The organism is Cupriavidus sp. LA-1 (genome assembly GCF_055385985.1).
Genome location: NZ_AP031387.1, coordinates 3217077 through 3229817, shown reverse-complemented (window position 1 = coordinate 3229817; position 12741 = coordinate 3217077). Strand labels below are relative to the sequence as shown.

The following is a 12741-nucleotide window of genomic DNA, read 5'->3' as shown; positions in this document are numbered from 1 at the left end:
CGCGATCCTTACTGCTGCTGGCCGCGTGCGCCCGGCGCGCTGGCGCCGGCTTCGCGATGGCGGCGCGGTTCGCCGGCCGCACCGGAAGCACCGGACGCCGCGGCCCCGCTGGCGTCGGCGTGCGCGCCGCTGGCACCGCCGTCCCGGTTGCGCCGGCCGCGCCCGCGCGGCTGGCTGGCCGGCACCAGCGCGGCGGCGCGCGCGGCCGGATCGACGGCCTCGACGGTCATGCCTTCCTTGAGGCGGTCGGCGCCGTCCACCACCACGCGCTGGCCGGGCTCCAGGCCCTTGAGCACCGCGTTGCGGTTGCCGTCGCCCGGGCCGAGTGTGACCACCTGCACCTTGACCTTGCTGGCGTCGTCCACGGTGTAGACAAAGGTGCCCTGCTGGCCGCGCTGGATCGCGGCCACCGGGATCACGGTGGCGTCCCTGAGCGTATCGACGCGCGTGCGCACGTTGACGAACTGGTTGGGGAACAGCATGCCGTCTTCATTGGGGAAGACCGCCTTGAGCTTGACCGTGCCGGTGGTGGTGTCGATCTGGTTGTCGGTGGTCAGCAGCGTGCCTTCGCCCAGCTGGTTGCGCACCTGGCGGTCCCAGGCCTGTACCGGCAGCTTCTCGCCGGCATTGAGCTTCTTCAGCACCGAGGGCAGGTTGTCCTCGGGGATGGTGTACATCACGGCGATGGGCTGGATCTGCGTGATCAGCGCGATGCCGTTGGTGTCGCTGGTATTGACGATATTGCCCGGGTCCACCTGGCGCAGGCCGATGCGGCCCGACACCGGCGCCACGATCCTGGTGTAGCCCAGCTGCAGGCGCGCGTTGGCGACATTGCCCTGGTCGGTCTTGACCACGCCCTCGTACTGGCGCACCAGCGCGTCCTGGGTATCGACCTGCTGCTTGGAGATCGAGTCCTGGCCCAGCAGGGTGCGGTAGCGCTGCTGGTCCAGCCTGGCGTTCTGCAGCAGCGCCTGGTCGCGCGCCAGCTGGCCCGCGGCCTGGTCCAGCGCCGCCTGGAACGGGCGCGGGTCGATCTCGGCCAGCACGTCGCCGGCCCTGACCATCTGGCCTTCCTTGAACAGCACCTTCAGCAGCGGGCCCGAGACTTGCACGCGCACGGTGACGTTGGCCACGGGGGTGACATTGCCCAGGCCGTTGAGCACCACGTCCATATCGCGCCTGGCCACGGTGGCGACCACCACCGGCGAGCGCGGCATGCCGGCGCCACCAGGGCCACCAGGGCCACCGCGGGCACCCGGGCCGCTGGCGCCACGCTGTGCGCTGGCTGTCCCGGCCGCACCGGCGGGCGCCTGGTTACGGTGGGCGTGCCAGTACCAGGCGCCCCCGGCGAGCAGCAGCACCAGCACGCCGGCGATCAGCGGGCGCCGGCCGGTGCGCCGCGGCGGGGTGTCCTCGGGCGGACGCGAAGACGGGGTCGGGGAGGGGGTAGGTTGGCCTTGTTCGGGGTTGGACATGTCCGCAATCCTGGGGCGGCGCGCGCGGCGCGCCGGCAATGTTCGGTCTGGCAAGTGACGATGCATGCAGTATGCCGCAACGCCAGGTGCGCCGGCCACGTCGCGTGGGAGGGCACGCCGCGGGGTGGCCGGCAGGCCGGGAAGTGCCGTGTGGCGCGCAATGCCGCGGCGCCGGTGGCAGGTCATGCCGCAAGGATAATGTGCTGGCCCGGGCGCCCGTGTTTCATGGCCCGGGGCTTTTATTACAGCGGATTACCAGCGCCCCGGGTGTAACCTCCGGAAACAAAACCGCCCGGCAAAACCGGCATGTGTGGCGCCGGGGCTGACTATCATGTGCCTATGCGTACGAACCAGCCTACCCAGATCCTCGTCGTCGACGACGATCCCGAACTTCGCGACCTGCTGCGCGAGTACCTGAGCCAGCAGGGTTTTGCGGTCTCGGTGATGCATGACGGCGACGGCCTGCAGGCCCGCCTGGAGCGCGAACGGCCGGCGCTGATCGTGCTGGACCTGATGATGCCCAAGGTCGACGGCCTGACCGCGCTGCGCAACCTGCGCGCCAAGAACGACGATATCCCGGTGATCCTGCTGACCGCCCGCAGCGACGAGATCGACCGCATCGTCGGCCTGGAGATCGGCGCCGACGACTACCTCGGCAAGCCGTTCTCGCCGCGCGAGCTGCTGGCGCGCATCAATGCCGTGCTGCGCCGCAAGCTGGCGCGCCCGGCGGCGGCGCCCGAAGACCGCGAGTCTGTCATCTTTGGCCCGTTCCGCGTCAATTTCCGCCAGCGCATGCTGACCCGCGCCGGCCAGGCGCTGTCGATCAGCGATACCGAGTTCGCGCTGCTCAAGCTGCTGCTGATGCATCCGCTGGAAGTGCTGTCGCGCGAGCGCATCGTCGAGCTGATGTACGGCAGCGCCAGCGGCATCAGCGACCGCGGCATCGACGTGCAGATCTGGCGCCTGCGCCGGCTGCTGGATGAGGACGCGCAGCGCCCGCGCTATATCCAGACCGTGCGCGGGCGCGGCTATACCTTCGTGCCCGACGAAGCGGAAGAGATTCCCGCAGGGCTCCCTGAATAATGGCCGCGGCCGCCACGCGCTGGCGCCGCTAGCGGATCCGCCACAAGACTGTTTTCCGATGAAGTTGCGACGTATCGATACCCTGTTCGGCCGCATTGCGCTGCTGATTGCGGCCGTGCTGGTGATCAGCCATTTCTCCTGGCTGACTATCCTGCGCATGGACCGCCGCCAGCAGCAGGTGGACTATTCGGTGGAGCAGATGCTGTTCCAGCTCGACAGCATCGAGCGTGCCCTGGATGCGCGCCCGCCGGCAAAGCTGCCCAGCCTGGTGCAGACTGCCAACACTGCCGATGCCGACTTGCACGCCACCGCACCCAAGGGCGGGCGCTCGCGCCGGCTGGTGGAGCAGTTCATCAGCCGGCTGCCGCAAGGCACCGAGATCCGCGTGGAAGATGAGACCACGCCGCGCATCTGGATCAAGTTGCCCAGCCGCGCCGACTGGATTGCCATGCCGATCCTGTGGGTCCACAATCCGCCGCCCGACAACCGGCTGGTGCCCGGCGTGATGCTGGTGGTGGGCGTGGCGATCGTCTTTGCCGTGCTGATCGCGTGGCAGATCCAGCGCCCGGTGCGCGACATGGCCAACGCGGCCGAGCAGCTGTCGCGCCAGCACGCCGTGGCGCCGCTGCGCGAGCGCGGCCCGCATGAGCTGCGCCAGCTGATCGAGCGCTTCAACCGCATGGTGGGCGACCTGGCGCGCATCGAACAGGAGCGCAACACCATGCTGGCCGGCATCGCCCACGACCTGAAGACGCCGCTGGCGCGGCTGCGGCTGCGCGCCGAGATGCTGGCCGATCCCAAGGCCGCAGCGGGGGTCACGCGCGACGTCGATTCCATGGCGGCCATCGTCGAGCAGTTCCTGAGCTTCGCGCAGACCAGCGAGCCGACCGCGCGGCCGGTGCCGGTGGACCGGCGCGTCAACGAGCTGGCCGCATCGCTGGCCGAACAGGAGCGCCAGGTGGTGCTGTCGCTGGGCGCGGGCGAGGGCTTCCGCATGATCGCCACGCAGCTGGACCGCATCGTCGGCAACCTGGTCGACAACGCCTACGCCTACGGCAAGCCCCCGGTGTGCATTGCGACCTCGCGCACGCCGGAGGGTTACCTGCTGGTGGTGGAGGACCAGGGCGCGGGCATTCCCGATGGCGACAAGGATCGCGCCACGCTGCCCTTCGTGCGGCTGGACCCGGCGCGCGGCGGCAATGCGCATTCCGGGCTGGGGCTGGCGATCGTGGACCGGCTGGTGCGGCAGGCTGGGGGAAAGCTGAACCTGGTGAATGCCGATGGTGGCGGGTTCAGGGTCGAGATGCTGTTCGGGGCAGCCGCGGCCTGAGTCGGGATCAGGGCTGCCTCACGGCCTTCAGACCTTCTTCTTCTCTCCGATCCGGCTTTCCTTCCCGGCCAGCAGCTTGGCGATGTTCTGCCGGTGCCGCGCAATCAGCAGCACGCTGATCAGGAAGATCGCTCCCGTCATCACATCGACGCCGTTGATCAGCACATGGAAGAACGGCGCGAAGATCGCCGCCACCAGCGCCGCCAGCGACGAGTAGCGGAAGAAGAACGCGATGATCAGCCAGGTGGCCAGCGTGCCCAGGCCCAGGATCGGGTCGATGGCCAGCAGGATGCCGGCCGCGGTGGCCACGCCCTTGCCGCCGGCGAAGCGGTGGTAGACCGGGAACAGGTGCCCCAGGAAGACCGCCAGCGCCACCATGGCCAGGCCGGTTTCGTTCAGCCCGTAGGCCGGCCCGAAGCGCGCGGCCAGCCACACCGCCAGCCAGCCCTTCAGGGCATCGCCGATCAGTGTCAGGATTGCGGCCTTTTTGTTGCCGGTGCGCAGCACGTTGGTGGCGCCGGGATTGCCGGAGCCGTAGGAGTGCGGGTCCGGCAGGCCCATCAGCTTGCTGACGACCACAGCGAAGGAAACGGAGCCGATCAGGTAGGCGGCGAGGGCGAAAAGCAGATTGGCCATGTGCAGTGGGGTGTTTTCAGGCTGGCGCGATTGTAGCGCGGCGGGGGCCTCGCTACGTCCGTGACTTCCCGGATTGGCATGGAGGCTTCTCTCGATATCGCTGCCGGAAACTCAGTCACGCAGCGCGCACTGCACCGGCTGGGCGTCTACCAGCCCCGGCAGCAGCTTCGGGTCCAGGCTGACCAGGTAGCCGCGCCGTCCGCCGTTGATATAGATGCGCGCCAGTTCCAGCACGGTTGCTTCCACATAGACCGGCATGCGCTTGCGCGTGCCGAAGGGCGAAGTGCCGCCCACCATGTAGCCGCTGTGGCGCTGGGCCACGTCGGGCTTGCATGGCTGCACGCTCTTGCGCCCGGTCTGGCGCGCCAGGTTCTTGGTCGAGACCGAGCAGTCGCCGTGCATCAGCACCACCAGCGGCTGCGCGCGCTCGTCTTCCATGATCAGCGTCTTGATGACATCGTGTTCGGGCACGCCCAGCTGGCGCGCCGATTCACCGGTGCCGCCGTGCTCGACGTAGTCATACGGATGCTCGCCGAAGGCGACGCCGTGCTTGCGCAGGTACTGCGTGGCGGGGGTTTCGGAAACGTGCCTGGTCTTGCTCATGACAGTGGACGGTGCCCGCCCGCTCAGCCGCGCGGATGATGCTGCTGATGCAGCTCGCGCAGGCGTTCGCGGGCGACGTGCGTATAGATCTGGGTGGTGGAGATATCGGCGTGGCCCAGCAGCAGCTGCACCACGCGCAGGTCGGCGCCGTGGTTCAGCAGGTGCGTGGCAAAGGCGTGCCGCAGCGTGTGCGGCGACAACGGCGCATGCACGCCGGCATCGCGCGCATGGCGCTTGATCAGGTGCCAGAACGCCTGCCGCGTCATGCCTTCGCCGCGCTGCGTGACGAAGAGCGCGTCGCAGGCGCGCCCGGCCAGCAGCGCGGGGCGCGCGCTGGCCAGGTAGCGGCGCAGCCAGTCGCCGGCCTGCTGGCCGAACGGCACCAGCCGCTCCTTGTCGCCCTTGCCGCCGACCACGCGCGCCACGCCTTCGTTCAGGCCGATCTCGATGGTCTTCATCTGTGTCAGTTCCGACACGCGCAGTCCGCTGGCATACATCAGCTCAAGCATGGTGCGGTCGCGCAGGCCCAGCGGCGTGTCGGTGTCGGGCGCTTCGAGCAGCGCGTCGACCTGGGCCTCGGTCAGGGTCTTGGGGTAGCGCGGCGGCTGCTTGGCCGGGCGCAGCAGCAGGCAGGGGTCGGTCTGGACCAGGTGCTCGCGCAGCGCCCACTGGTAGAAGCGCCGGAATACCGCCAGGCGCCGGTTGGCCGACGAGGCCCGGGTCTGGGTGTGGCGCGCGCTGAAGTAGGCCGACAGCGCGTCGTCGTCCACGCCCGGCAGCTCGCCCCGGTGTTCGTGCTGCAGCCAGCGCGCCAGCAGGGTCAGGTCGCGCCGGTAGGCGTCGATGGTGTTGCGCGAGAGGCCGTCTTCCAGCCACAGCGCGTCGCAGAAGCGGCTGACCAGCGCCACGTCGGCATCGCTGGGGGCGGCTGTCTGCGCGGGTGCCTGCGCGGCGCCGCTCATATCAGCATGGCGCCCTCATGGCGCAGCAGCCAGCGTTTGACGTCTAGGTAGAAGCCGTCTTCGGCATGGTGCGAGAAGCCGCCGATGCCGCGCGCCGAGACTACGCGATGGCAGGGGATCACGATCGGGAAAGGGTTCTGCCCGCAGGCCTGGCCGACCGCGCGCGGCATTGCGCCGATGGCGCCGGCGATGGTGCCATAGGTGGTCACCGCGCCGCGCGGCACCGCGCTGATGGCCTGCCATACGCGCTGCTGGAAAACGCTGCCGGCCGGGGCCAGCGGCAGGTCGAAGGTGGCATCGGGGTTGGCGTAGTAGGCCTCCAGCTGCGCCGCGAGCTGTTGCGTCAGCGCATCCGCGGGGGCGCGTGCCTCGACGTGCTCGGGAAGGTACACGATGGCCCGGATGCGCGCGCCGTCCGTGCGCACCCCGATCTTGCCGAACGGGGCGGGGAGGATGGCGTCATAGGTGGCGGGCATGGCGGTCAGGCTGGGGCGAATGCTGGATTTTAGTGCTTTTTGCCGGGGCAAGAGTCCGCGCAGGCGTTCGGGCAAGAAAAAGGGCCGCCTCGCGGCGGCCCTTGGCGGGTGGCGTCGTGCCGGCCGGATTACTGCTCCAGCTTGATGTTCTGCACCTTCACAAGATTCTTCATCTTGTCGAATTCCTTCTTGATCTCCATAGCATGCTGCGCCGGCGTATTGCCCGACGGCTCGGCGCCGGCGGTGCGCAGGCGCTGCTGGAAGTCCTTGTCCTGCAGGGCCTTGACGGCGGCTTCGTTGAGCTTCCTGATGACGTCGTCAGGCGTGCCTGCCGGTGCCACCAGGCCGTACCAGGCCGGGTCGTTCGGCTCCTTCAGGCCCATTTCGCCAAAGGTCGGCACGTTCGGCATCGATTCCAGGCGCTTGTTCCAGGCCACCACGATCGGACGCAGCTTGCCGGCCTTGATGTAGGGAATCGACGAGGGCAGGTTGTCCACCATGATCGGCACCTGGCCGGCCAGCACGTCGTTCAGTGCCGGGCCCGCGCCGCGGTAGGGGATATGGACCATGAAGGTCTTGGTCGAGACCTTGAACTGCTCGCCCAGCATGTGGCCGAAGCCGCAGGTGCCCGACGAGGCGTAGGAATACTTGCCCGGGTGGGCCTTCAGCACGGCCAGGAATTCCTTGTAGTCCTTGGCCGGGAAGTTCGGATTCACGGCGATCACGTTGGCCACGTTGGCCAGGTTGGTGATGGGCTTGAAGTCCTTGATCGGGTCGTACGACAGCTTGGGGTTGCAGGCCGGGTTCACGGCCATGGTCGAGACCGTGGAGATGCCGATGGTGTAGCCGTCCGGCGCGGACTTGGCAATCGCGTCCGCGCCGATCGAACCGCCCCCGCCGGCGCGGTTTTCCACCACCACCGGCTGGCCCAGGATGCGGCTCATCTGGTCCGCCGCGCCGCGGCCGACGATGTCGGTGGTGCCGCCGGGTGCGAACGGAATGATCAGCCGGATCGGCCTGGTCGGGTAGCTCTGGGCTTGCGCCGCGGTGGCGGCGGCCGCCAGGGCCAGGGTCAGTGCGAGTTTGCCAGCTTGCATGAGATCATGTCTCCCGTCGGAAATCCGGGCAGGGTGCCGCCCGGAAGCAAAAAAACCGTCGCAGTGCCACAGGTGGGGCCGTGCGTCGGCAGCGTAATCTGGCTCAGCCGCCCAGCAGCCCGCGCTTGACGTCGGCGTCGACCGGGCGCTCGCCCAGGAACACGCGCAGCACGGCCTGGTAGAAGTCTTCGCCGGGAATCGGCCGGCCGCGCGGCGTGCCATTGATGGCGACGACGGTGCCCGTCTGCGGGGAAAAATCCAGGTTGATCACGTCGCCCTTGTGCGCGGTGCCGACCTCGCCCAGGGTGCGCTCGAACTGTCCCAGCCGTGCCGACAGCTCCTGCACCTGCGACTCGCTGTGGTTGTTGCGGATGCCCTGGCGGATGGCGCGCATGAAGGCCGGCGGCTCGGTCTCGCGCAGCATGCGCAACTGCAGGCGCTTGGCGCCGGGCGTGCCCAGCACGACCGCCGCATTGCGGGCCCGTTCCTGCAGGTACAGGGCGGCCACATAGCCCTTGGCCAGGAATCCCGCGCGCAGCGCGGTGCCGTTGAGCTGCAATGCCTTGCCGCCCACCCGCGCCGCATCGTCAAAACGGATCCCTTCGATCTCCACCGATCGCGCCGGCTCGAGGACAGCGCCCGCGCCCGTGGCGGCGCATAGCGCGACCAGCACGGCGGCCAGGCGCAGGCAGCGGCCCGGGTGCAGACCAGGGCGGGAGCGGGTTCGGAGGTGGGTGTCCGGGCGCGGTGGCGCGGACCGGGTGCGGGACAACATGGCGGCAGGCGTACAACTTGGCATGCCATGCTGACCCAAATCTGGAAAAATACCTATCCGTATCTGCCCTAGCCTGCACATTCCGGATTTTTCGCCGTTATCTGCCGCCTCCGCAGTCGCCGCCGCGTCATGCCACCGCCACCACAACAACGATAAATGTCTTCTGCCCTCCTGCTGGTCCCCGACTTCAGCCTGATCCTTATCGGCTGGCTGCTGGTGCGCTACTCCCCCTTCGACCGTGCCTTCTGGGGCGGCGTGGAGCGCCTGGTCTACTTCGTACTGTTCCCGGCGCTGCTGCTGCAGTCGACCAATACCGCGGTGCTGGATTTCTCCTCGACCTCGGCCATGCTGGGGCTGGCGCTGCTGGTGATGGCTACCGGCATGGCCGGCGGCTACGCCGTCAAATGGGTCTTGCGGCCGGACGCGCTCAGCTTTGCCTCGGGCCTGCAGACCGCATTCCGCTTCAATTCCTATATCGGGCTGGCGCTGGCGTCGCGCCTGGGTGGCTCCGAGGGGCTGGCGCTGATGGCGGTGATCGTCGGCTGCACGGTGCCGCTGTGCAACGTGGCAGCGGTGTGGGCGCTGGCGCGGCACGGCCAGACCGCGCTGTGGAAGGAGCTGGCGCGCAACCCGCTGATCCTGGCCACCGCCGGCGGCCTCGCCACCAACCTGCTGGGGCTGCACGCACCCGAGGTGCTGGGGATGACGCTGAACCGGCTCGGTTCGGCCTCGACCGCGCTGGGGCTGATGACGGTGGGTGCCGGGCTGCAGATGAGCGGCGCCACCGGCACTGCCGGGCCGGTGGCATGGTGGACCGGGATCAAGCTGCTGGCGATGCCGTGCGTGGCCTGGCTGGTCGGACGGCACCTGCCGCTGACCGCGCTGCAGTACCAGATCGTGGTGCTGTATGCCTCGCTGCCCACCGCGTCCAGCGCCTATATCCTGGCGGTGCGCATGGGCGGCAACGGGCCAATGGTGGCGGCGACGATCTCGCTGATGACGGTGGCGGCGATCGTGACCACGCCGCTCTGGCTGGCGCTGGTCAGCTGATCTGCGGCGGCGTCTCGCCCTGGGCCAGGGCCCAGTCGATATGCTCGCGCACCAGCGGCGAGGCCGTCTCGCGCCGCTCCAGCAGCGCCGCGCGGATGCGCGCGGCCAGTGCCATGTCCTGCGCGCGCGCGCCCGACAAGGCCGCGCGCAGGCTGTTGCCCAGGCCCACCGCCAGGTTGCGCAGCCAGCGCTCATGGCCGATGCGGCGGATCGGGCTGCCTTCGAGCCGCTGGTTGAATTCCGCTTCGGTCCACTGGAACAGCGCCACCATGTCGGGCGCGTCCAGCCCGTTGCGCACGTCGAAGTCCGGCACCGAGGCCACATGCGCGAACTTGTTCCACGGGCAGGCCAGCTGGCAGTCGTCGCAGCCGTAGACGCGGTTGCCCATGGGCGCGCGGAACTCCACCGGGATCGGGCCCTTGTGCTCGATGGTGAGGTAGGAGATGCAGCGGCGCGCATCCAGCCGGTAGGGCGCGATGATGGCGCGCGTGGGGCAGATGTCGATGCAGCGGTGGCAGTTGCCGCAGTGGCCGGACTCGGGCGGGTCGGCCGGCAGCGGGATGTCGACCAGGATCTCGCCCAGGAAGAACATCGAGCCGCCGTCGCGGTCCAGCAGCAGCGTATGCTTGCCGCGCCAGCCGAGTCCGCCCTGGCTGGCCAGCGCCACTTCCATGACGGGTGCGGAATCGGTAAAGACGCGGTAGCCGAATTTTCCGATTTCGGCCTCGATCCGGCTGGCCAGTTGCTGGAGACGGCTGCGCAGGACCTTGTGATAGTCGCGGCCGCGCGCGTACAGCGACACCACCGCGGTGGCCGGATCGTCCAGCCGCGCCAGCTCGTGGCGGCGCCAGCCGGCGGCGGAGGCAGGAATGTACGGCATGCGAGCCACGATCGCGCGTACCGTGCCGGGCACGAGTTCGGCCGGGCGGGCGCGCCGCAGACCGTGGTTCGCCATATAATCCATGTCGCCGTGGTAGCCCTGCGCCAGCCACGCCATCAGCCCGGGCTCGGCATGGCTGAGGTCGACATCCGCGATGCGTACCGAGGCAAAGCCCAGTTCCGCGCCCCATGCGCGGATCGACGCGGCCAGCGCCGCAAGTTCCCCGGGGCCCGCGGCCCGATGGCCGGTGGTGTCCGAAACTGAAACTGGGGCGGGCGGCGCATCTGCCTGCCCTGAGGCTGCACGGTCGATCATTCCTGAATTGTACGCAATGCCCTTGCTCGAAGAACGCACCCTGACGCTGCCCGACGAAGCCGCCACCGCGCGCCTGGGCGCCGCGCTGGCCGCCGCCGTGCAGGCCATGCCGCCGCGCACGGTGCATGTGCAGTTGTCCGGCGACCTGGGCGCCGGCAAGACCACGCTGACGCGCGCGATCCTGCGCGCGCTGGGCCATGCGGGCAAGGTCCGCAGTCCCACCTACACGCTGTGCGAGCCCTACGAGGTGGCCCGCGCCGACGATTCGCCGCTGACTGTCTACCACTTCGACCTGTACCGCTTTGCCGATCCCGAAGAGTGGATCGACGCGGGTTTTCGCGACTGCTTCGCCGAACCGGCCTTCAACCTGGTCGAATGGCCGGAAAAGGCCGGCCGCCTGCTTGGGGAACCGGATCTCCATGTGTTGCTCCAATCGGACATGGCCGGGGCCGATGACGCCGGCGAGCGGCGGATCGCGATCATGCGCGCCTATACTCCCACTGGACTTACCTTGCTGAACGCATGCTGATCAAGCGACTTGCCACCGACCGCCCCGATGGACCCGACGGCCTGCTGCAGGCGCGCCGCAAATGGATGGCGCAGGCACTGAAGCTCGGCGCGGGCACGGCCGTGCTGACCCTTGCCGGCCCGCAGATCGCGTTTGGCGCCGGCATCGTCGCGGTACGCGTGTGGCCCGCCGAGGACTACACCCGCGTCACCATCGAATCCGATTCCCCGCTGGCCGCGGTGCACCAGATGATCCACGACCCTGACCGGCTGGTGGTGGACATTGACGGCCTGGACCTGTCGCCCACGCTGCGCGAACTGGTGGCCAAGATCACCCCGAACGACCCGTATATCCAGACCGTGCGCGTGGGCCAGAACCGCCCGCGCGTGGTCCGCATGGTGTTCGACCTGAAGGAAAACGTGGCGCCGCAGGTGTTCACGCTGGCGCCCATCGGCAGCTACCGCAACCGGCTGGTGTTCGACCTGTACCCGGTCAATCCGCCCGATCCGCTGTGGAAGCTGGTGCGCGACACCGAGGAAAAGCAGCGCCGCTTCGCCACCACGGAACCGGCGCCCGGCACTGACGGCATCGCCGGCGCCCCGGCCGGTGCCGAGGAAGACGCAATCGGCGCGCTGGTGCGCCGTTTCGACGAAAAGGGCGACGTGCCGCCCACCACCGCGCCGCTGCCGCCGCCGGTGGCCTCGGCCCGGCCCAGGCCATCTGCACCGCCGGTGCCGACCCCCAATGCCCCGGCGGTGCCGCCGGTCGCACGCGACAACCCCACCGCCGAGCGCCCCTTCAAGATGCGCCGCCTGCTGACCGTGGCGATCGATCCCGGCCACGGCGGCGAAGACCCGGGTGCGATCGGCGCAGCGGGCTCGCGCGAGAAAGACGTGGTGCTGCAGATCGCGCACCGGCTGCGCGCCAAGATCGACGCCCAGCCCAATATGCGTGCGATGATGACGCGCGACGCCGACTTCTTCGTGCCGCTGAACGTGCGCGTGCAAAAGGCGCGCCGGGTGCAGGCCGACCTGTTCGTGTCGATCCATGCCGATGCCTTCCTGTCGCCCGAGGCGCGCGGCGCATCGGTGTTCGCGCTGTCCGAGCGCGGCGCGTCCAGTACCGCGGCGCGCTGGCTGGCCAACAAGGAAAACGCCGCCGACCTGATCGGCGGCGCCAATATGGGCAACAAGGATGCGCAGGTCGCGCGCGTGCTGCTGGACCTGTCCACCACCGCGCAGATCAACGACAGCCTGCAGGTCGGCAAGGCCGTGCTGGGCGAGATCGGCGGCATCAACAAGCTGCACAAGGGCAGTGTCGAGCAGGCCGGGTTTGCGGTGCTGAAGGCGCCGGATATCCCGTCGATCCTGATCGAGACGGCCTTCATCAGCAATCCGGAGGAAGAGCGCAAGCTCAACGACAACGCGCACCAGGAGCAGCTGGCCAATGCGATCCTGAAGGGGATCCGGTCGTACTTCGCGCGTAATCCGCCGCTGTCGAAGAATCCGTCTGTGTGAATCTGGCGGGCGCAAAAAAAACCGGGGCATGCCC

Annotated in this window: 13 protein-coding genes; 5 read left to right on the top strand and 8 right to left on the bottom strand. The window is 69.1% G+C overall.

The features are described 5' to 3' along the window. Positions 1–8: 8 nt before the first annotated feature. Positions 9–1475: an MdtA/MuxA family multidrug efflux RND transporter periplasmic adaptor subunit gene (locus ACZ5MJ_RS15105; protein ID WP_464220409.1), complete on the bottom strand. Its 1467-nt coding sequence runs from the start codon at positions 1473–1475 to the stop codon at positions 9–11. A 339-nt stretch (positions 1476–1814) separates the two neighbouring features. On the opposite strand from ACZ5MJ_RS15105, the gene ACZ5MJ_RS15100 reads away from it, so the two are divergent. Together ACZ5MJ_RS15100 and ACZ5MJ_RS15095 are read left to right on the top strand one after the other, a co-directional pair. Beyond that, complete coding sequence (locus tag ACZ5MJ_RS15100; RefSeq protein WP_464220408.1) at positions 1815–2558, top strand: response regulator; 744 nt, start codon at positions 1815–1817, stop codon at positions 2556–2558. Between the two features lie 58 nt (positions 2559–2616). Beyond that, positions 2617–3888, top strand: coding sequence for an ATP-binding protein (locus tag ACZ5MJ_RS15095; RefSeq protein ID WP_464220407.1), 1272 nt, complete (start codon positions 2617–2619; stop codon positions 3886–3888). 27 nt (positions 3889–3915) lie between these two features. Here ACZ5MJ_RS15095 and plsY read toward each other — a convergent pair whose 3' ends face one another. From plsY to ACZ5MJ_RS15065, 6 genes are all read right to left on the bottom strand, one after another. After that, on the bottom strand, positions 3916–4524 hold the full coding sequence (gene plsY / locus ACZ5MJ_RS15090; RefSeq protein ID WP_464220405.1) for a glycerol-3-phosphate 1-O-acyltransferase PlsY: 609 nt from the start codon (positions 4522–4524) through the stop codon (positions 3916–3918). A 111-nt stretch (positions 4525–4635) separates the two neighbouring features. After that, positions 4636–5127, bottom strand: a complete 492-nt coding sequence (locus ACZ5MJ_RS15085) for an aminoacyl-tRNA deacylase (RefSeq protein ID WP_464220403.1) — start codon at positions 5125–5127, stop codon at positions 4636–4638. A gap of 23 nt (positions 5128–5150) precedes the next feature. Next, positions 5151–6089 carry a site-specific tyrosine recombinase XerD gene (gene xerD, locus ACZ5MJ_RS15080; RefSeq protein WP_464220402.1) on the bottom strand — a complete coding sequence of 313 codons (939 nt, stop codon included), beginning with the start codon at positions 6087–6089 and terminating at the stop codon, positions 5151–5153. Continuing rightward, positions 6086–6565 (bottom strand): methylated-DNA--[protein]-cysteine S-methyltransferase, encoded by a 480-nt coding sequence (locus ACZ5MJ_RS15075; RefSeq protein WP_464220400.1) that lies wholly within the window; start codon positions 6563–6565, stop codon positions 6086–6088. The genes xerD and ACZ5MJ_RS15075 overlap by 4 nt, the downstream gene beginning before the upstream one ends. Positions 6566–6693: 128 nt before the next feature. Continuing rightward, positions 6694–7662, bottom strand: a complete 969-nt coding sequence (locus ACZ5MJ_RS15070) for a tripartite tricarboxylate transporter substrate binding protein BugE (protein WP_464220398.1) — start codon at positions 7660–7662, stop codon at positions 6694–6696. Between the two features lie 103 nt (positions 7663–7765). Beyond that, positions 7766–8437, bottom strand: a complete 672-nt coding sequence (locus ACZ5MJ_RS15065) for a chalcone isomerase family protein (protein WP_464220396.1) — start codon at positions 8435–8437, stop codon at positions 7766–7768. Between the two features lie 156 nt (positions 8438–8593). Between ACZ5MJ_RS15065 and ACZ5MJ_RS15060 the strand changes: the two genes are divergently transcribed. Continuing rightward, positions 8594–9487, top strand: coding sequence for an AEC family transporter (locus ACZ5MJ_RS15060; protein ID WP_464220394.1), 894 nt, complete (start codon positions 8594–8596; stop codon positions 9485–9487). Here ACZ5MJ_RS15060 and queG read toward each other — a convergent pair. After that, on the bottom strand, positions 9480–10682 hold the full coding sequence (queG, locus tag ACZ5MJ_RS15055; RefSeq protein WP_464220393.1) for a tRNA epoxyqueuosine(34) reductase QueG: 1203 nt from the start codon (positions 10680–10682) through the stop codon (positions 9480–9482). The two genes, ACZ5MJ_RS15060 and queG, sit on opposite strands and share 8 nt — an antisense overlap. Before the next feature lie 16 nt (positions 10683–10698). Between queG and tsaE the strand changes: the two genes are divergently transcribed. Both tsaE and ACZ5MJ_RS15045 read left to right on the top strand, forming a co-directional pair. Further along, complete coding sequence (tsaE, locus tag ACZ5MJ_RS15050; RefSeq protein WP_464220391.1) at positions 10699–11211, top strand: tRNA (adenosine(37)-N6)-threonylcarbamoyltransferase complex ATPase subunit type 1 TsaE; 513 nt, start codon at positions 10699–10701, stop codon at positions 11209–11211. After that, positions 11205–12707, top strand: a complete 1503-nt coding sequence (locus ACZ5MJ_RS15045; protein WP_464220390.1) for an N-acetylmuramoyl-L-alanine amidase — start codon at positions 11205–11207, stop codon at positions 12705–12707. Before tsaE ends, ACZ5MJ_RS15045 begins: the two co-directional genes overlap by 7 nt. Positions 12708–12741 lie beyond the last annotated feature (34 nt).

What these genes read in the sequence shown, in the direction of transcription:
- ACZ5MJ_RS15105 (WP_464220409.1), bottom strand. Translation starts at nt 1,475, where the DNA reads ATGTCCAACCCCGAACAAGGCCAACCTACCCCCTCCCCGACCCCGTCT.
- ACZ5MJ_RS15100 (WP_464220408.1), top strand. Translation starts at nt 1,815, where the DNA reads ATGCGTACGAACCAGCCTACCCAGATCCTCGTCGTCGACGACGATCCC.
- ACZ5MJ_RS15095 (WP_464220407.1), top strand. Translation starts at nt 2,617, where the DNA reads ATGAAGTTGCGACGTATCGATACCCTGTTCGGCCGCATTGCGCTGCTG.
- plsY (WP_464220405.1), bottom strand. Translation starts at nt 4,524, where the DNA reads ATGGCCAATCTGCTTTTCGCCCTCGCCGCCTACCTGATCGGCTCCGTT.
- ACZ5MJ_RS15085 (WP_464220403.1), bottom strand. Translation starts at nt 5,127, where the DNA reads ATGAGCAAGACCAGGCACGTTTCCGAAACCCCCGCCACGCAGTACCTG.
- xerD (WP_464220402.1), bottom strand. Translation starts at nt 6,089, where the DNA reads ATGAGCGGCGCCGCGCAGGCACCCGCGCAGACAGCCGCCCCCAGCGAT.
- ACZ5MJ_RS15075 (WP_464220400.1), bottom strand. Translation starts at nt 6,565, where the DNA reads ATGCCCGCCACCTATGACGCCATCCTCCCCGCCCCGTTCGGCAAGATC.
- ACZ5MJ_RS15070 (WP_464220398.1), bottom strand. Translation starts at nt 7,662, where the DNA reads ATGCAAGCTGGCAAACTCGCACTGACCCTGGCCCTGGCGGCCGCCGCC.
- ACZ5MJ_RS15065 (WP_464220396.1), bottom strand. Translation starts at nt 8,437, where the DNA reads ATGTTGTCCCGCACCCGGTCCGCGCCACCGCGCCCGGACACCCACCTC.
- ACZ5MJ_RS15060 (WP_464220394.1), top strand. Translation starts at nt 8,594, where the DNA reads ATGTCTTCTGCCCTCCTGCTGGTCCCCGACTTCAGCCTGATCCTTATC.
- queG (WP_464220393.1), bottom strand. Translation starts at nt 10,682, where the DNA reads ATGATCGACCGTGCAGCCTCAGGGCAGGCAGATGCGCCGCCCGCCCCA.
- tsaE (WP_464220391.1), top strand. Translation starts at nt 10,699, where the DNA reads ATGCCCTTGCTCGAAGAACGCACCCTGACGCTGCCCGACGAAGCCGCC.
- ACZ5MJ_RS15045 (WP_464220390.1), top strand. Translation starts at nt 11,205, where the DNA reads ATGCTGATCAAGCGACTTGCCACCGACCGCCCCGATGGACCCGACGGC.